This is a genomic window from Tolypothrix sp. PCC 7712, assembly GCF_025860405.1.
In the GTDB taxonomy this organism is placed as follows: Bacteria; Cyanobacteriota; Cyanobacteriia; order Cyanobacteriales; family Nostocaceae; genus Aulosira; species Aulosira diplosiphon.
Genome location: NZ_CP063785.1, coordinates 1,578,773 through 1,597,043, shown reverse-complemented (window position 1 = coordinate 1,597,043; position 18,271 = coordinate 1,578,773). Strand labels below are relative to the sequence as shown.

At 37.9% G+C, this 18,271-nt stretch carries 16 protein-coding genes; 3 read left to right on the top strand and 13 right to left on the bottom strand.

Features of this window, described 5'->3' with window-relative positions:
* Positions 1–253 precede the first annotated feature (253 nt).
* Complete coding sequence (pyk, locus tag HGR01_RS06420; RefSeq protein ID WP_045869266.1) at positions 254–2,020, top strand: pyruvate kinase; 1,767 nt, start codon at positions 254–256, stop codon at positions 2,018–2,020.
* Positions 2,021–2,104: 84 nt separating this feature from the next.
* On the opposite strand, the gene HGR01_RS06415 is transcribed toward pyk, so the two are convergent.
* The 13 genes from HGR01_RS06415 to HGR01_RS06355 all read right to left on the bottom strand — a co-directional run bounded on the left by HGR01_RS06415 (position 2,105) and on the right by HGR01_RS06355 (position 16,653).
* Positions 2,105–2,572, bottom strand: coding sequence for a type II toxin-antitoxin system VapC family toxin (locus HGR01_RS06415; RefSeq protein ID WP_045869267.1), 468 nt, complete (start codon positions 2,570–2,572; stop codon positions 2,105–2,107).
* Positions 2,569–2,964: a hypothetical protein gene (locus HGR01_RS06410; RefSeq protein WP_052335121.1), complete on the bottom strand. Its 396-nt coding sequence runs from the start codon at positions 2,962–2,964 to the stop codon at positions 2,569–2,571. The genes HGR01_RS06415 and HGR01_RS06410 overlap by 4 nt, the downstream gene beginning before the upstream one ends.
* A gap of 60 nt (positions 2,965–3,024) precedes the next feature.
* Positions 3,025–4,119: a glycosyltransferase family 4 protein gene (locus tag HGR01_RS06405; RefSeq protein ID WP_045869268.1), complete on the bottom strand. Its 1,095-nt coding sequence runs from the start codon at positions 4,117–4,119 to the stop codon at positions 3,025–3,027.
* Entirely contained in the window at positions 4,116–5,279 is a 1,164-nt protein-coding gene (locus HGR01_RS06400) for a glycosyltransferase family 4 protein (protein WP_045869269.1), read from the bottom strand. Before HGR01_RS06400 ends, HGR01_RS06405 begins: the two co-directional genes overlap by 4 nt.
* Before the next feature lie 8 nt (positions 5,280–5,287).
* Positions 5,288–6,259 carry a GDP-mannose 4,6-dehydratase gene (locus HGR01_RS06395; RefSeq protein WP_045869270.1) on the bottom strand — a complete coding sequence of 324 codons (972 nt, stop codon included), beginning with the start codon at positions 6,257–6,259 and terminating at the stop codon, positions 5,288–5,290.
* A gap of 100 nt (positions 6,260–6,359) precedes the next feature.
* Positions 6,360–7,505: a glycosyltransferase family 4 protein gene (locus tag HGR01_RS06390; RefSeq protein WP_045869271.1), complete on the bottom strand. Its 1,146-nt coding sequence runs from the start codon at positions 7,503–7,505 to the stop codon at positions 6,360–6,362.
* Positions 7,502–8,425: a glycosyltransferase family 2 protein gene (locus tag HGR01_RS06385; protein ID WP_045869272.1), complete on the bottom strand. Its 924-nt coding sequence runs from the start codon at positions 8,423–8,425 to the stop codon at positions 7,502–7,504. Before HGR01_RS06385 ends, HGR01_RS06390 begins: the two co-directional genes overlap by 4 nt.
* Positions 8,422–10,035, bottom strand: coding sequence for a glycosyltransferase family 4 protein (locus HGR01_RS06380; protein ID WP_045869273.1), 1,614 nt, complete (start codon positions 10,033–10,035; stop codon positions 8,422–8,424). The genes HGR01_RS06385 and HGR01_RS06380 overlap by 4 nt, the downstream gene beginning before the upstream one ends.
* Before the next feature lie 25 nt (positions 10,036–10,060).
* On the bottom strand, positions 10,061–11,215 hold the full coding sequence (locus HGR01_RS06375) for a class I SAM-dependent methyltransferase (RefSeq protein WP_052335122.1): 1,155 nt from the start codon (positions 11,213–11,215) through the stop codon (positions 10,061–10,063).
* Between the two features lie 98 nt (positions 11,216–11,313).
* The gene (locus tag HGR01_RS06370; RefSeq protein ID WP_045869274.1) at positions 11,314–13,128 is read right to left on the bottom strand and encodes a class I SAM-dependent methyltransferase; all 1,815 of its coding nucleotides are present in this window, start codon (positions 13,126–13,128) and stop codon (positions 11,314–11,316) included.
* Positions 13,121–14,422 (bottom strand): ABC transporter ATP-binding protein, encoded by a 1,302-nt coding sequence (locus HGR01_RS06365; RefSeq protein WP_045869275.1) that lies wholly within the window; start codon positions 14,420–14,422, stop codon positions 13,121–13,123. Before HGR01_RS06365 ends, HGR01_RS06370 begins: the two co-directional genes overlap by 8 nt.
* Before the next feature lie 104 nt (positions 14,423–14,526).
* Complete coding sequence (locus HGR01_RS06360; RefSeq protein ID WP_045869276.1) at positions 14,527–15,372, bottom strand: ABC transporter permease; 846 nt, start codon at positions 15,370–15,372, stop codon at positions 14,527–14,529.
* Between the two features lie 525 nt (positions 15,373–15,897).
* Entirely contained in the window at positions 15,898–16,653 is a 756-nt protein-coding gene (locus tag HGR01_RS06355; RefSeq protein ID WP_045869277.1) for a Uma2 family endonuclease, read from the bottom strand.
* Between the two features lie 208 nt (positions 16,654–16,861).
* Between HGR01_RS06355 and HGR01_RS06350 the strand changes: the two genes are divergently transcribed.
* Together HGR01_RS06350 and HGR01_RS06345 are read left to right on the top strand one after the other, a co-directional pair.
* A complete protein-coding gene (locus HGR01_RS06350; RefSeq protein ID WP_045869278.1) occupies positions 16,862–17,056 on the top strand; it encodes a DUF2862 domain-containing protein in 195 nt (64 codons plus the stop codon).
* Positions 17,057–17,128: 72 nt separating this feature from the next.
* The gene (locus HGR01_RS06345; RefSeq protein ID WP_045869279.1) at positions 17,129–18,229 is read left to right on the top strand and encodes an ArsA family ATPase; all 1,101 of its coding nucleotides are present in this window, start codon (positions 17,129–17,131) and stop codon (positions 18,227–18,229) included.
* The last annotated feature ends 42 nt before the right edge of the window (positions 18,230–18,271 follow it).

The window sequence follows — 18,271 nt, the reverse complement described above, 5'->3', positions numbered from 1 at the left end:
ATAGCTCACTACTAATGCAGCTTGGCGGAAATACATATATTATTCAAGGCAATTACTCACGGGAAAATTCCCCAACCCATGAAAATCCTTAGCCCTTAGTCCCTATCTCCTAGATTAATTTAAATTTCGCGCCACCAACTGGCCTTTATTCCCCCTTTCTAACTGCTTACATCTGATTGATATAGCAGTGACGGAAATAGAAATGCCCTTTAATTTACGATGGTTTCCTAGATAGATCCTCGAATCAGCCCCTATGCAATTAAGAGATTCTCTACGCCGCACAAAAATTGTCGCTACAATTGGGCCTGCTACTAGCAGTCCAGAAATGCTCAAGGCAATTATTGAAGCGGGAGCAACAACACTACGGCTAAACTTTTCCCACGGGACTCATGCCGATCATCAACGTAGTATCCGTTTAATTCGGCAAACTGCTTTTGAACTAAATCAGCCAGTAGCAATTCTCCAAGACTTGCAAGGGCCAAAAATTCGCTTGGGGCGGTTTGAAAATGGGTCTATAGTTTTAGCAAAAGGCGATCGCTTCACCTTAACTAATCGTCCGGTAATTGGTACACAAGAAATTAGCTGTGTTACCTACGATTACTTGGCCGAAGAAGTCCCAGTTGGTGCAAAAATCCTCCTCGATGATGGGCGAGTCGAAATGGTAGTTGAGGAGATTAACCGCGATAAAGGTGATTTACATTGTCGTGTTACCGTAGCTGGTAAACTTTCTAACAATAAAGGTGTTAACTTTCCCGGAGTTTACCTTTCCATCAAAGCCATGACCGACAAAGACCGCGAGGATCTGATGTTTGGTCTAGATCAAGGTGTAGACTGGGTAGCACTGTCTTTTGTCCGCAATCCTCAAGATATCATCGAAATTAAAGAGCTAATTTCCAGCACAGGTAAGAATGTACCAGTAGTTGCCAAAATTGAAAAGCACGAAGCTATTGAGCAAATGGAAGCAGTTTTAGCTTTGTGTGATGGCGTAATGGTAGCGAGAGGTGATTTAGGGGTAGAACTACCAGCTGAAGATGTTCCTGTGCTGCAAAAGCAGTTGATTGCTACTGCTAACCGCTTGGGGATTCCCATTATTACCGCCACGCAAATGTTAGACAGCATGGTGAGTAATCCCCGCCCCACTCGTGCCGAAGTATCAGATGTGGCAAACGCAATTTTAGATGGCACAGATGCAGTCATGCTTTCTAACGAAACTGCCGTAGGTAGTTACCCGGTAGAAGCTGTAGCAACTATGGCCAGAATTGCCGAACGCATTGAACAAGAAGAAGCACAAAACGCCAATCGCCTGTTAAGAGATGCTAGACGTTCCATCCCTAACGCCATTAGCCAAGCTGTAGGACAAATTGCTGAACAGTTAGGTGCAGCGGCAATTATGACCTTAACCCAAACAGGGGCAACAGCGCGCAATGTTTCCAAATTCCGTCCACGCACACCGATTTTGGCAATTACACCTCATGTCAACGTAGCACGACAGTTACAAATGGTATGGGGAGTAAAACCGCTGTTAGTCCTAGAACTACCTTCTACCGGACAAACTTTTCAAGCTGCTATAAATGTTGCTCAAGAAAATAAACTACTAACTGAGGGTGATTTGGTTGTCATGACAGCAGGTACACTCCAAGGTGTTTCCGGCTCGACAGATTTAATCAAGGTTGAAGTCGTCACAGCAGTTCTCGGCCAGGGAATTGGACTCGGACAAGGTTCTGTGAGTGGACGCGCCAGAGTCGCGCACAAAGGTATGGATGTAAGTAACTTTAATCCTGGAGATATTTTAGTTGCTCCTCGTACCACTGCCGATTTTGTAGAAGCAATTCGCAAAGCCTCAGGAATTATTACAGAAGAAGAAAGCCTCACCAGCCATGCTGCTGTCATTGGCTTGCGTTTAGGTGTTCCAGTAATTGTGGGTGTGAAGGAAGCAACACAAGTAATTAGAGATGGGGCAATTTTAACCTTAGATCTGCAACGGGGTTTAATTTACTCTGGCGCAGTAGGAACACCTTAGGAAGGATGAAGTGTGTAGACGCGTAGCGTCTTGCCGTAGGCTAGGATGAAGTGTGAAGTTTTTTTCATACTTCATCTTTTAATTTTACAGGTTAATATCTCGCCAGATTTTAGCTTCGGTAAAGCGGCTTAAATGCTTGACATTAGTAGTGGCGATCGCAACATAACGACCAGGAAATTCTTCTCTCAACATTTGCCAGTGACTACAAATAATCATATCAATATCAAGACTTTTATTATCTGCTGTGGGAATACCTTGACTACGAGCAGTAGCCCAAAGCACAGATGCTTTTTTTAGTAATTCTGGAGTGATGGGTAACAAAGGGATAAATTCTTGCAACTGATCTAAATTGACAATGTGATTCAAAGAAGGTTTTAGCTGAGATTCAAGTATCATACTTCTTCTCACCTCAAAATCACAGATTTGAGAAGAACAAACATATACACCTTTTGGGAGTAATTTATAAATCCATTCCCAACAGTCGCGCACTTCGCCAACTTTATTGGGGTTAGCAAGAATTCCTAATACACTGGAGTCAATAAAAACTATCATAATTCTGAATATAGCTTCTGTCCCTCTGGTCTTTCAGCATCGACTCTTTGTTTAAACCTTTCAAAAAATTCCTGTCTCTCCATAGCTTCTGAATCAGATATATTATTGTAATATTCCATTTGTTGAGCTAACCATTCCATAACGCGTTGATTTTTCCGAATTTGTTCTTCTTTATCCCATCCTAATTGATGATTGATAACTGGATTGTCTTTATCTAGTTGCAATAGTTTTTTTACAACCTGAACATCCAATGATTCTAAATTAATAGGATGGGGATATCCTTCTAAAATCAATTGATAACTACTATCGTCATTATTGCTAACTGGAAGCAGCGCAATAAAACGAGTAATATTCAGGATTTTGCCACTAGGTAGTTCGATTGATGTAGTCATTTAGCAGATTTTGATCATTTACATATTAATTTTACCAAGTTCTAAATTCCTCATTTGCGACTAAAAATAGCGCGATAAAACTTCAGCAGTGGCTTTTCCGGTTTTTTCCCAGCTAAATTGATTTGCTCTAGTGATACCTTGGGTGGAAAGATGCGATCGCAAACTGGAATCATTGGCTACAGCTTGCATGGCTGCGGTAATTTCTTCTGTATTGTAGGGATTAATCAGAATTGCCGCATCGCCAGCGACTTCAGGAAGAGAGGAAATATTAGAAGTAATTACGGGAGTACCGCAAGCCATTGCTTCTAGAACAGGTAAGCCAAAACCTTCCCAGAGACTAGGGAAAACCAGTGCGATCGCACCATTAATAATTGTTGGTAATTCGCTATAGGCTACATAATCCAGAAATTTCACTTGATTGGTTATACCCAATTCTGCAACCTGTGCTTGTAGAGTTGGAGTATAACGGCGATCGCTAGGCCCTACTAACCACAGTTCGTAGTCTTTACTATTAGGTAATGCAGCAAAAGCACTAATTAAGCGATGCACATTTTTGTATGTATCTTGGCGACCAATGTAGAGAAAGTAGTTGCTGGTGGGTAAATTTAGAGGACGGAAGTGAGTGCGATCGTAAGCAAGGAGAATGGGTGTGATTTTGCTGCTAGGAATTTGGTAAAAGTCGATGATGTCTTTAGCTGTGGCTTGGGAATTACAAATAATATGTTGTGCTTGGTTAAGTACTTGGGGTGTGTAGTAGCGATGATACGGTATTAGAGGTGAAAAGCTTCTAGGAAATCGCAAGGGTATCAAGTCGTGAAACATGACAACAAAACGACAATTTGTATATAGCGGTGCTTCCGGTACAGGAGAAAATAAAAGTTGCGATTTTAGCTGTTGATAAATTTGCGGTATTTGAAATTGCGTCCAAATTAAGCGGCGAAAATGACCTTTTGTACCTTGAGCAGGAGTCAGATTATCTGGAACTATATAGCAATTAAATTCGGGATATTGTTTGGCTGTTAATAAAGTAGGTTTGAGAGTTTTTAAGTAAGGAAAAATATTTTGTGCATAATTGCTGATACCTGTTGATTGAGAAAAAATAATTGAGAGATTAATAATTAATTTTTCCGATAAGGCATTATCTACGCTATTCATGACATAATGCCTCGGTATGCCTTTAATGTTTCTTTTGCAGTTTTTTCCCAAGAAAATAACTTTGCTCTTTCTTTACCTAATTGAATTAACTCTTGGCGTAACTGAGAATCACTAATTACTTTGAGAATGGCTTCAGCTAATTGCATCGGTTCATCAGGGTCAATCAGGAGAGCCGCTTTTCCTGTAACTTCTGGTAGCGAAGAACTGTTAGCACAGACAACTGGTGCGCCTAAAGTCATCGCTTCTAATGCAGGTAATCCAAACCCTTCGTAATGAGAAGGATAAACAAACACATCAGCTTTTGAATAAAATAAGGCTACTAATTCATTAGATAAATAGTCAAGATGATGAATCTGTTCTCTCCACGGAGAGCTTTCAATCGCTGCGAAGATTGGTTCATAACGCCATCCTTTTTTACCAATCAATACTAATTGATGCTCAATTTTATGTTTTTCTTTTAAGAAGTTAAAGGCTGAGATAATAGCATTAATATTTTTTCGGGGTTCTATAGTACTGACAAACAGTAAATATGGTTGCGAAAAATCATATTTAACTTCTGGTTCTAGCGTCTGAGCAGCCTCATCAGATAAATAATCAGGATAATAGCGGCTAGCTAAAGGTGTGACAGAGACTTTTTGCGGTTCTACTTGCAAATATTCAATAATATCTTTTTTAGAACTTTCGGAAATTGTTAAAATTAGGTCTGTCCACCCTAAGCATCGCTTTACACGTTCCGTATATGCTTTAACAACAGAGTCAATATAATTAGGATATTTAATAAAAGTTAAATCATATATATTCATTACCTTTAAACTTTGGTTACAGGGATAAACAGTGTAATTTGTCCCATGTACGATATCTGCAGCACCAAAGTATTTCTCAAAATAAGCTAAACTCGGTTTAAAATTTAACTTTAATAATAAATCAGAAAGCCTTACAGGTAGAGGCAAAAGATGTAAGTGAGCATAATTTTTTAAGGAATCAGGAAAATTAAAATCTCGCCTTAACCATTTTTTTAAACCTGGTTGATAAATTATCTCTAACTGAAAATTTTCTGCTGCTTGTAGCGCATCAAGTGAATTGATTAAATTAGCAACATAAAAACCCACCCCACTCGGTTTTGGTTCGACAGGGGTGGCATCAACTACAATTTTTAACATGAAAATTTTCAGGCTCCGTTTTGACTCAATTTTTTCATATCCGAATCAACCATTAACTCAACTAATTGCTTAAAGGAGTGTTGCGGTTGCCAATCTATAGCGGTCTTGATTTTATCAATACAACCAATTAACTGTACAGGCTCATCAGGCCGATAAAATGTTGGGTCTACTGAGACATAATCTTCCCAATTAAGACCAACATAGTTAAATGCACATTCTACAAGTTCTCTTACAGACTGGGTTTCACCACTAGCAATAATGTAGTCGTCTGGTTGCTCTTGCTGTAACATTAGCCACATGGCATAAACAGCATCCTTGGCATAACACCAATCACGACGCGCATCTAAATTGCCTAATTTGAGTTCATTTGCTAAACCGAGTTTGATTTGCGCTACTGTATGCGTAATTTTGCGAAACACAAATTCTGTACCGCGTCGAGGCGATTCGTGAGTATAGGTGATACCGCAGCAAGCGTAAAGATTATATTTATGCCTATAGTTGACAGTCATCCAGTGAGCATAAGCTTTAGCAACACCGTAAGGGTTGCGGGGACGAAAGGCGGTACGTTCAGTTTGCGGTGACTCGTCTGGTTGACCGAAAACCTCACTACTTGATGCTTGGTAGAATTTAGCATCAGGTTTACATCGACGGATAGATTCTAGCAGTCGAGAGACACCAAGAGCAGTGTATTCAGCGGTGAGTGCGGGTTGTGTCCAAGACAGAGGAACGTAGCTTTGGGAAGCAAGGTTATAAATTTCATCTGGTTGAGATTCAGCAATCACATCCATGAGTGAAGACTGATCGAGAAGGTCACCTGATACAATTTTGATTTGGCTAAACAGGTGAGAAATACGTTCCAAGTTACTAGTGCTGGAACGACGCACTAAGCCAAAAACCTCGTAGCCTTTAGCTAAAAGTAGTTCAGCTAAATAAGAGCCATCTTGTCCAGTTAAACCAGTAATCAGAGCTTTTGCAGTCACATTTATCAGAGCTTAGTATTAAACAAATAATCTTTAAAAGGTACTCACTACCTTTTATCCCAGACTACTAGAATACACTGCTAGAGTTCTTAGATCAAAATCATTGAAAGATTTTTTTTGGCATATTTAAAACTTCTGTATATGCTTGCATAACTTCTTTCGCAGCTTTCCTCCAAGAGAATTTACTTGCTTGTGTTGGACTATTCGCCTTAAGAATCTCACGTAATTTGTCATCATCCAATTTTATAAAACCTGCCAAAATATCAGCTTCATTGGTAGGGTCTACATATAAAACTGCATCTCCACCAACTTCTGGCAAGCTTGTAGTATGAGAAGTAAGTACAGCAGTACCAAGGCTCATAGCCTCTAAAACAGGTAACCCAAAACCTTCATAAATAGATGGATAAATAAAAGCCCAGCAGTTTTTATATAGCCATTTTAGTGTAGAGTCATCTACATAGCCTAGTTTAATAATATGTTTACTCAATTCTAGATTATTAATAAACTGTTCTAGGTCTTCTTCTAACCATCCTTGTCCTCCTGCTAAAACTAAAGGTTTAGAGTCAGGATTAACATCAACATATTGCTTAAAAGCACGTAAAGTTCGACGTAAATTTTTTCTAGGTTCTAAAGTTCCTACGGACAGCCAAAAATTATTAGGTTTGAGAGTAGCTACTGGTTTTTCATCCTCTACATTTGTAAAACGACTTCCTAAGTAGACGACACGAGTGCGCTCCATAGGAAAGTGTGGAAATACTTCTAAAAATCGTTTTCTAGAATATTCAGAAATAGCAATAATTAGATCGGCTCTTATGGAAGCATCAAAGACACCGTTAAAGCAAATCCATCGATTTTCTTCAGAAGTATACTCTGGATGATCGATAAAGCTCACGTCATGTATAGTATAAACCAGACGTGCAAAATTTAACTGGGGAGATGAAAAGTTGTTCGCATGAACAATATCGGGATTTCCTAATTTTCCTTCATCTATTGCTTTGGTAGTATTCCAAAAATTTAGAGAATCTTGATGAGATAAATTATCTAGTAAGTGAGTACAATTTCTTTGAGAAAAGCGGCACGTACTTTTTCCATGTTCTGGATCCCAAAAAGTATTGCCAAATGCTGAATAAAGCAGATATTCATGATTATCATATTCTTCTATTAAGTTTTGGATAAGACTGGCAGCAGCATAGCCACATCCTGCCTTATTTTTTCCAGTTTGGCTAATATCAAAACCGATTTTCATAACCTTTTAAATAATAAAGATAAATTTTTAAACAAAAATATATTTGCAGCAATTACCCACCAAACCATCTTGGCTGACACTTTAAGTGAAATAAACTTTTTCCATTGATAAAATGACCATAAGCTGTTATAAATTACTGCCTGAACAAATTTAAAATTTTGAATAGGGTCGCTTCTATCTAACTTTAAAGTTTCTTCTACCTTCACATGGGCATAAGCGAAAATCCATTTATCTGGTACACTCCTAAATTTGGAATGCATCATATTATTTATTTCATAATGAACTGCTATTCGCTGACCAAGTGTCTTATTGTCTTTATAGAGGCGCGAACCAGCCAGCTTACGAGGTAGGTAATAAAATGGGATATGTTGACCATAGCGAAGCCACAATTCATAGTCCATACAGTACTTGAGAGAAGCATCTAAGTTTCCATATTTATCAACTAGATGGCGGCGAAAGAATACAGCTGGTTGACAGAGAAAGCAAGTATCAATTAGACGTTGGTAATTCCAAGGTTCTGTTGGATAGGCTTCCATAAATACATCTTGTTCATCAATATGGTCAGCATCACCATATATGATTTGTATATCGGGATTTGATGCGAAAATTTCTTGAATAACCTCAAACGTTCCAGGATAATAGATATCATCAGAATTAATCCAGGCAATTATCTCACCTGTTGTGAGCGCAATACCTTTATTGACTGCATCAGCTTGTCCATTATCGGGTTCTGATATCCAGCGTAGATCCTCATGATAATGCTGCAAAATTTCTATAGTCTCATCTGTACTACCAGCATCACAGATGATGTACTCAATTTCTATATCTGAAGATTTTTGAGAGAGTACACTTTGTATAGTTCTCTCTATAAAACGACCTTGACAAAAAGAAGGTGTAATAACGCTAAATTTTAAGTTCACACCACACTCTCTAAAGCAAGAATTGAAATAGATTCGCCATCAGCTAACTTGAGACGGCAATCACGTACCATTACCCCAAGTTGGCGCTGATCTGAGTTAAGGTTAAGTTGACTAGGCTGAAAACTAGGCAAAATCTGCACAGTAATTTCTTCCCCTGTAGATGAAACTGGCCAAACAATCTTCTGTGATGCAGCTCGAATGCAGGTATAGCATGACTTTTTACCTTTTGTTTGTAACGTTATCCTTGCTTTTGCAGCTGGAAAAAATGCGGGAGTCTCCAACAAAATCTCTAGAGTTCGCCCTGGAGAACCCGGTTCTATAGAAATAGAAAACTCAGGTGCAGACCAACCATCATCATAAATACCAGAAATCGATGTTTGAATTGATGTTGGATGATTTAGGGCTACTGTCTCAAATATATTGAGATACTCATCAGCCATTTTTTGCCCATCAAATAGCTTTAACCTTTGATATCCTTGATTAACTAGCTCTTCAATTAATAGTGAATTGCTACTAATACTGAGCAAGCATGATGCTATTTCATCGGGTTTGCGAGGATCGAAATAGATAACTGCATCTCCTCCTACTTCTGGTAAACTGGCAGCATTACTAGATAATACTGGTTTACCAAATGCCATAGCTTCTAAAACAGGAATACCAAATCCTTCATATAATGAAGGAAAAACTAAGCATTCACAACCTTGCCAAACAGATGTCAATGCTTCTTCATTCAAATAACCCAAAAATTTGACATTTTTACTCAGCCCCATGACTTTGAGTATTTCTTTTAATTGGTTTTGTTCATCTTCTAAGGCTCCTGTAAATACTAAATCTAATCCATCTGGTAAATGTTTTTTATATATTCCATAGGCTGTTAATAGCATACGATGGTTTTTATGCGGCCAATAGTTGGCTGGGTAGAAAATATATTTTCTTTCTGCCAAACCTAGATTTATCAGATTTTCTTTGACAATGTTTTCATTGAGTTTAGTTAACCGCTCATGAATAGAAATCGGGATAACAGCAAATTTTTCTGAAGGAGTTTGAAAGTATTTAATAAAAGATTGACGTGTAAAATCTGAAATACAGATTATTTTCTGCGATTTTCTGAGGAGTTCGGCGATAAATTTTGTGCGGTGTTGTTGTTCTTGAGGGGTAAAGAAAAATTTGTAGTCTAGATGTTGTAAATCATAAGCAATGGCTACTACTGGTATACCCTTTTCAGCATAAGTTGGTGCAGAGAAAGGGCAAAAAAGTAAATTAATATTATGTTTTGTAAGTAATGTACTCTGATTAAGGGAGTCAATTAGCTTGATGCTAATTTTATTCCGTATTTTCTGAATCAGTTTTGATAATAATCTTGCTTTAGGTTGTTTTGGAGTTTCAGTTAAATTAGGAATTAACAGACATTCTGTATTGTGAGTTTCGTATTCCTTGATTTCTGAGTGATTCCAAGGTGCTGTCAAAAGTACAAAATGATGATGAGGAGCTAATTTTTGAAATTGTTTAATTAGGGTTAAAATTAAAACTTTTGCTCCTCCATTTGCTCCTCCAACTCTTAAAGGAGTGAGGTCTATGGCAATCCTTAAAGATGATTGTATTTCACTCATATTATCACTTGAACATTTTCTAAATTTATAGTTTGTATCCTACTACTGCATAATCTTGTGGCCCATAAAAATAATTATTGAATTTTTCAGCTAGCTCACCACCACTGACTTTATAAGTGTCTGGATAAGGATGCAGGTCTATAACTCTGACTTGAGATAAACCCTGAATCTCCAGCATAAATTTAATCAATGGACTAGGTAATGGATGATGATGAGTCGGGTCAAAATAAAAGTTACAACTACCAACTAGAACATTTTGAGGATTAGGGGTTTCAAAAATAGCTAGTCCCCCAGGTTTAAGTGTTCTGGCTACTTCACTAAAAAATTTCATTAATATGGGAAAAGTTAAATGCTCGATGATATGAAAACCAGTGACAGCACCTAAAGTATGATCTGGGAGAGATTGCAAATAAAGCATGACATCTGCTTCTATGACATCAAATCCTCTAGAACGAGATTGTTCTACCATTACCTTATTAATATCAAGTCCTCTAGCTGTATATCCGGACTCTTGCAATAACTCTAACCATTCACCGCGTCCACAACCTACATCTAAAATCGGAAAGTCTGGGTTACCAATCTTCGTTTCTACAATCAAGGGTAAATAAACTTTTAAGCGATTAAGAATCTCCTCTCGCTGACCACGAAATTGGTCTTCAAAAGCTACATAGAACGCATCTAATAAATTTGGTTCTTCATTCACAAATGTCTGTAGTTGTTCTTGAGTGAAAGGTTCTGGTAAGCGTTTTTTTGATTCTTCTAAAAACATTTCAATTAAACGCTTCTGTTGGATTAAGTCATTTTTGAGGTAACTGTCATTAATAATCAATTCATCTTGCAGTTTTTTAATGTGAGTATCTACAGATGCTAATTGTTTATCTATATTTTGTATACGGTTATTATTTTTATCTATGTATTCATCTATCTGGTTCCTTAAAGTAGCTATTTCTTCTGTTAGTTGTTGATTGAGAGCTACAGATTCTCGCAAAGCCATAATTAAATTCAAGTTTACTTCTCTTTGGTCTTTAAAGAGAAAGTTGATACATTTTAAAATAAAATTTTGAAATCTTAAGCTTAAATTAAAAGGAAAGAAATTTAAATTACCAGGCCACTTTGTACGCGGTTGCGCTTTCAGTTCTGCATTATTTAATAAGTCTTTTAAATTATTAACTGATGACATTTGGTTTATCTTAACAACTATTTATTTAAATTACAGCCTATGTGATTATCATACAGTTCTAGCTAAAACTTTATTAAACATTATTACTAAAAATTTCTTTAATGAGCTTTTAAATTTATTGTTATTGGAATATCTTGTTTTAAATTTATCGGTTCTTGATCGAACCAGCGCACATTTTCTTGCACAAGAGTAAGTCTGAGCAGATAATTACCCTTTTCCTGAGGGATTTTAATTTTTACTTTGTATGAGTTTTGTGATGTTGGGTCTAGTGGTGGAAAGATTGCTGTTCTCTCTCCATCAAATATAATATTATTGGTGCCTTGCTCATTCATCCAATGATAACTAAGGTGAACTGGGTGAGGGAGAAAGCTATTGAAGATAAATTGACTATGATTAATTAAGTCTACAGATACTTCAAAGTCACTGCCGATAACTACATTTTGAGGACAATCTTTTACAATTAATTTTAATTTTTCGGCAACCTGATGCGGTAAAGGATGCATTTGTAGCCTTTGCTTTAACTCACTCTGATTTATGGGTTTATGAGCAGCAATAGCAAATAAACTAGTTGCAGAACGAAGTTCTTGTATTGAATATTTATTTACCAGGCTACCTCCGGGGTTAGTTGGCTCACCAAACCAAACTAGTACATGTGCAAAGTGCCTAGCTAGTTGCTTTTTCAATACCCGGGGTGACTGTTCATTAATGTGCATTAACATTTCATACCTAGTACGTGGCTGCACTGGTAAATATGCACCTACAGATGCGGCAATCCTTCTTTTTCTTTTGTACTCATACTGGTAGTACCAAAGGTTAGGAAATGTATGTATGATAAACAAACCATCTGGATTGATGGCTTGAGAAATTTTGCTGTATAGTAACTCTACTTCTGCAAATGATAGGTGTTCAATCACATCAGATGCTACTGCTAAATCATAGGATTTGGGAAAGGATAAATCACATATATTTTCACATAAAAAATCTACATTATTTTTTAAATCCTCTTCACCTATAAAACACTTTTGTGCTAATTCAATAGCACTTTGAGCATAGTCAATCGCTGTTACATAAAACCCTTGCTTGGCAAAATGATAGGTTAATTCGCCTCTACCACAAGCAATATCTAAGACTTTGCCTGATTTTTTTAAACTAGCGATAGTGGCAACTGCTTTTAATCTAGGGTCTTCTAATTTTTTACCTTGATATATTTTGTATGCATCAAACCCACCGCAATCTTCTGTATAATATTCCTTGGTATAAGTATTACGAATATCTGTACTAGATGTAACTTGAAGATTAATATTTTGATGAAATTGATTTAAATAATTAGGAGAAACTTTGATTAATAAATCTCCAGCATAACCTGGTATGACACCGTACCAATCTAGTAAATCAGAGTTAGTGAATAAAAAATCACTAACTGCCATAAAATTTTGTCTTGTCCAGAGATATCCATCTACCAGAACATAACGTGACTGCTTAATTGCAAGTTCTAAATCATGAAAGGAACCATTGCCATCTTGTTGTCCATCAACATGAATCAGATCGTATAAATCTCCAGGCAAGCGGTTCATAGCCTGTGTATCAGCAATAATATATTCTGTATGAAATTGCTGAGTAATAGTTTTTGCCCAGTTAATTGCACCCTTAACACCTCCATAGGAATCTGTATCTAAATCGATACCAACATACTTGGCAGATGGAGTTCCATGAAGAAACGCAGCGGCGGAGTAGCCATAACGTACTCCGATTTCTAGGATTGTAGAGGGTTTGAGAACATGAGCGATCGCCCACTTTAATTTGTAGTATTCAAACCATTCGTTAAACAGATGTCCCAGTGGATCATCTGGATTGGCGGTTTGTCGAAAGTCATATTCTGTCTGTCTTGCCTGCTGAATTATCTCATCAAACATAAGTCTGCTTATCAATAGAAACTGTGGGTGAAAGATTTACAATACCTGACCAACGTATAGAATTTGTATTTTTTAAAACTTTTAATACGGAAACATTATGAGCATAAAGCAAAGTACGTTCAAAAGTACTTTCTCCTATGACACCATCAGCAATACCAAATGTAATTGTGTATTCTCCCTCCATTAAAGGTACATAAAAACGGAAGCAAATTTCTACTAAAGTACTACTATCTACTCGACCGATGCTTTTCCCCATACACCAGGTATTGGTTTCAAAGATTACCTCACCTGTCTTCTCTCGGATTTTAAATCCGATATGTGGATCTGCATAGGATTTAAGAAATAAAATTCCTATAGATAATTGCAATAATTGGTCGCTAATAGCTACTAATATTTCTTCTCCTTGCTCATCTAAGAATCTGATAAACTTTATACTAACATCTGGAGCATTAATTACTACTTCATCAACAGCACTTGTTAAGGAAGATTCATTAACTAACTTATGTCCGCCATCTTCTGAGATAATATCTATTTTGACTGCATCTGGTTGCACATCATTTTTTTGCAGAAGTTTAGCTTCATATAAATCAATTACTTGCTTGGGTTTGGCATCTAAGATTAATTTACCTGTTTCTAATAACAAGGCTCTACTACAGAGTTTATGTACAGCAGTCGAATCATGGGAAACAAATAACAGAGTTGTACCGATATCTCTCAAGTTTCTAATGCGCTCATAACATTTTTGTTGGAAATAAATATCTCCCACGGCCAGCGCTTCATCTACTATGAGAATTTCGGGATTAACATTCACGGCTACAGCAAATGCGAGCCTGACAAACATCCCACTGGAATAGGTTTTCACTGGCTGGTCGATAAAACTACCAATATCAGCAAATTTTTCTATTTCAATAAATTTATGTTCTATTTCTTCTTTATTTAAACCCAGAATTTGACCATTAAAAAATACATTTTGTCGTCCTGTAAATTCTGGATTAAAGCCGCTACCTAATTCCAACAAAGCAGAAACTCGCCCATTTACTATTACTTCTCCTATAGTTGGTGTGAGCGTTCTAGCAATAATCTGTAATAACGTACTTTTACCAGAGCCATTTTGTCCGATAATTCCTAAAGTTTCACCTTGATAAAGTTCTAGGTTAATATCTTGTAACGCCCAGAACTCTTGAGAATGAATGCTTTTCGGTATTAAAATTTCTTTGAGCCGATCTATAGGACGAGCATAACGCTTATAGCATTTTGAGACATTTTTGAGCGAAATTGCAATCTCATCACCCATAGCATCGCACACTTACTACTAGCACATCTGAAAAATTAGACAAGATATCAACCCAGCGATCGCATGATTTGTTATGAAGCTCAATTTGGGTTAATTCCCCAGATTTATAACACATCAGCAAAGGCAGGACGCAACCTTCTATACATGGAAAACCCACAACCAAATACCACCAAGGAAACCATAAAAGCCACTCCCCATTCACCCCAGTGTTTTACCTCCCCGACTAAAATTAAATCACGATATACTTCTGCGATCGCAGCTATGGGATTTAACCAAAATATCCAACTGCGCCATTGTTCAGGAATAGTAGATGCGGGATAGACAAGCGGTGTTGCATAAAACCAGATATTTAAGATTACCCCTAAAGTCTGAGGAATATCGCGCAGAAACACTGTGAGTCCTGCTGTCAAATAACCTAATCCGGCTGTGAGCAATAATTGTGTTAACCAGACCAAGGGTAACAGCGCCAAAGTAGTATGTAAAGTATGGGCACTGATGGCGACAAAAAAAATCAATGCCATTAAGCCAAAAGAACTTTCAATAAATGTTGATAAAATTGGCACTAAGGGTAATAAAGCTAAGGGAAAAACTACTTTTTTGACTAAATTTGACTGTGTAACTACGGAATTAGCAGATTGAATTAATCCGCTGGTAAACGCAATCCAAGGTAGTAAACCAGCAAATAACCACAAGCCAAAAGTAAAATTATTTTCTGGTAAAGTTTTCAGGGTTAATTTGACTTTGAGAACAATGGAGAATACATAGGTGTAAATTAGTAATTGCGAGAGCTGATTCAGCAAAGGCCATAAATTCCCTAAAATAGAACCTTTGTATCGTCCTTCTAAATCTCTTCTGACCAAAGTTCTGAGTAAATCAAACTTTACCCATAAACTTTGCTCTACTGGTAGAATACGCCTCAACCTTCCCGCTTTACGTGCAACTCCTCGCATTGTTCTTAGCAATTTCTGCTCCCTCGCTCGTTACCGATGGCATCCTAGTGCTATTAATGAAGTTAATTAGTGATGAAGGTTCCCTTTGCATGACTAAATAAGTACATCATTATACCAATTTCAGCAGTCTTGGCAAAATACCAATGTTGTATAAAAATTGCTGGTGAAAATTTTTACAAAATTATCTATAGCAGCATTTTTATACCAAATCAAATAATGTTTGCGACACATCAATAATATTCTAGAGGGCAAGGCAGTTCCGCGCCCCTACAATCTTTCTCATTCTTTTTTAAAATAGGTATAGGAATCCGCTTTGATTCGGAGAAATTATTTGCGTAGAGAGGGAACAGGGAACGGGGAACAGGGAAGAAGAAATAAAAGTGTACTTAGTTTTTTTCAAAAATCAAATATGAGTCCTATATTACCATTTGGTATTAATAAAAAATACTGTCTGTAACTAATTTGGTTTAATCTCAATCAACTGCCAGGCAAGCTGATAATTAGAAAAAATCAACCGCAGATTAATTAACTCAAATTATCAGGATCTACGCCTAGCGATCGCACGTACTCCGCCAATCTTTCTGCACGCTGTCGTTCCTGTTCTGCACGTTGCCTTTCTTGCTCTGCTTTTTCTCTCAGGGTAGGCACCCAGCCTTGTGCATGATACCAACGCAACCATAAACCAGTGATCTGCTGATAAGTACCTTGCCACAATCCTAATCCCAGTTCTAACTCTTCTAGCCAAAAGCGATTATCACTAAGAGATACTGCTGCATAACGACTGCCTATAAGTTGAAAGATCCTCAGATGATTTTCGTAGCGATCATATACGACATAGTAAGGAACCCGCAAAACACGTTCATAAACTTCCCATTTAGTTGGCGGTTGATTGACTTCCCTGAGAGTTCTTCCTAAGTCTTCTTGCTCTGTACCGGGTGAAAGTAATTCAACTACCAAAAATGGATTAATTCCTTCTTGCCAAACAACGTAACTTAAGCGTAAGTCTTGCTGTTGGCTAGCACCAGCTACCCCTAAAACTACGTACCAATCAGGCCTTTTGTACCATAAAGGATGGCGAGGATTGTAGTACAGGTTTAAATCGCTAGCCAGTAAAATTTCTGTGGGTGAATAGTTGGGAGGTTGACAAGTTTCAGTTAATAAATCAGCCTGAATACAGTGAAATTCGTCCGGCAAGCCTGATTCCCCTATTAATTCGCTGGGTAAATCATACATCGTCGGCATTGTTTCTTGGGGCGGGCGCGGCGGATTTGGATCGTACATGGCTGCTCGTTGACGCAAAGAAAGCGATTTTTTACTTAAATCAAATTATTAGGGTTAACTCTTAGCTATCGCAGACAGTTTATCAATTGGTGTTTGTTATTGATTCTTTGCTCCCTGATTGTTTATCTACCTCATCATCATAAATGTATTACAGAGGAGTCACGGATTCAGTTAAACTGAGACTTGGTTTATTGCATTATATCTAGGCATGGAAATCGGACAGAAGGTTAAGGTCTTTCGTTTGCGCGATCGCGTATCTCCCGCTGTTGTCAAAAAATTAGGACAAGTTGGTACTATCCTCGGCTACAAAATGACAGATGCTAGCAGTGTAGGTATAGTGGTGCAATTTGAAGATAATTTCTCCACTTGGTTTTTTGAAGATGAGCTAAAAGTCGTACAGTAGGCGGAAGCATAGAATATTTGCCGAGTGCTAAGTTGGAGTTGAAAACATCGGCGGTAAGGTGGAAATCAACTAATGACTCTGATATTGACATTTTTGGGCAAAGGCGGCATTGCTCGTACCAAAATTGCGATCGCCGCCGCTAAATTATTGGCTAGCGAAGGCAAGCGCGTACTTCTCGCAGGATTGGCAGAGCCGACATTACCCATACTGCTAGAAACTACACTAACACCCGACCCTCAAGAAATTGCTCCCAATTTGCAAGTAGTACAGTTTCAAGCATCTGTATTATTAGAACGCCAATGGGAAGAAGTCAAAAAACTGGAGGCGCAATATCTCCGCACCCCAATTATTAAAGATGTTTTTGGTCAAGAATTGGTGGTATTGCCGGGGATGGATAACGCTTTGGCCTTAAATGCAATCCGTGAATATGATGCCAGTGGCAAATATGACGTGATTGTCTATGATGGCACAGGTGATGCTTCTAGCTTGCGGATGTTGGGATTACCAGAGTCTTTGAGTTGGTATATCAGACGCTTTCGGCAATTATTTGTTAACTCAGATTTGGGGAAAACAATTGCCGAATCACCTTTAATTCAACCACTGATTAGCACTCTGTTCAATTTTAATTGGACAGCAGATAACTTTGCTCAACCAACTAATCAAGTTAATAATTTTTTAGAAAAGGGTAAAGCGGCTCTTGCCAATCCCCAGCGTGTTGCTGCCTTTTTGGTAACTACATCAGATCCAATTGAGGTAGCCAGCACACGTTATTTATGGGGTAGCGCTCAACAAATCGGTGTGACGGTTGGTGGTGTAATTGTTGTGTCTTCCGACACCAACCCCAATCTCACAGAGGAATTTAGCCCTCTAACCATTAGTGTAGTGCCTGATGCCCCAACTGGTGAATGGCGATCGCTTATGGATGCCCTACCAGATTTTGCTCAGGAAGCGCTAAAAGCTCCCAAACCCATAGAAATAGATACTCATAACCGTCAGGTACGCTTATTTTTGCCTGGATTTGATAAAAAACAAGTCAAGCTTACTCAGTATGGGCCGGAAGTGACTGTGGAAGCAGGCGACCAACGGCGCAATATTGACCTTCCACCTTCTTTAAGTGGAAAACCCATTACTGGGGCGAAGTTTCAGAACAGTTATTTGATCATTTCGTTTTAAGTTAGAGATATTGGGGATTGGGGACTGGGGACTGGGGACTAG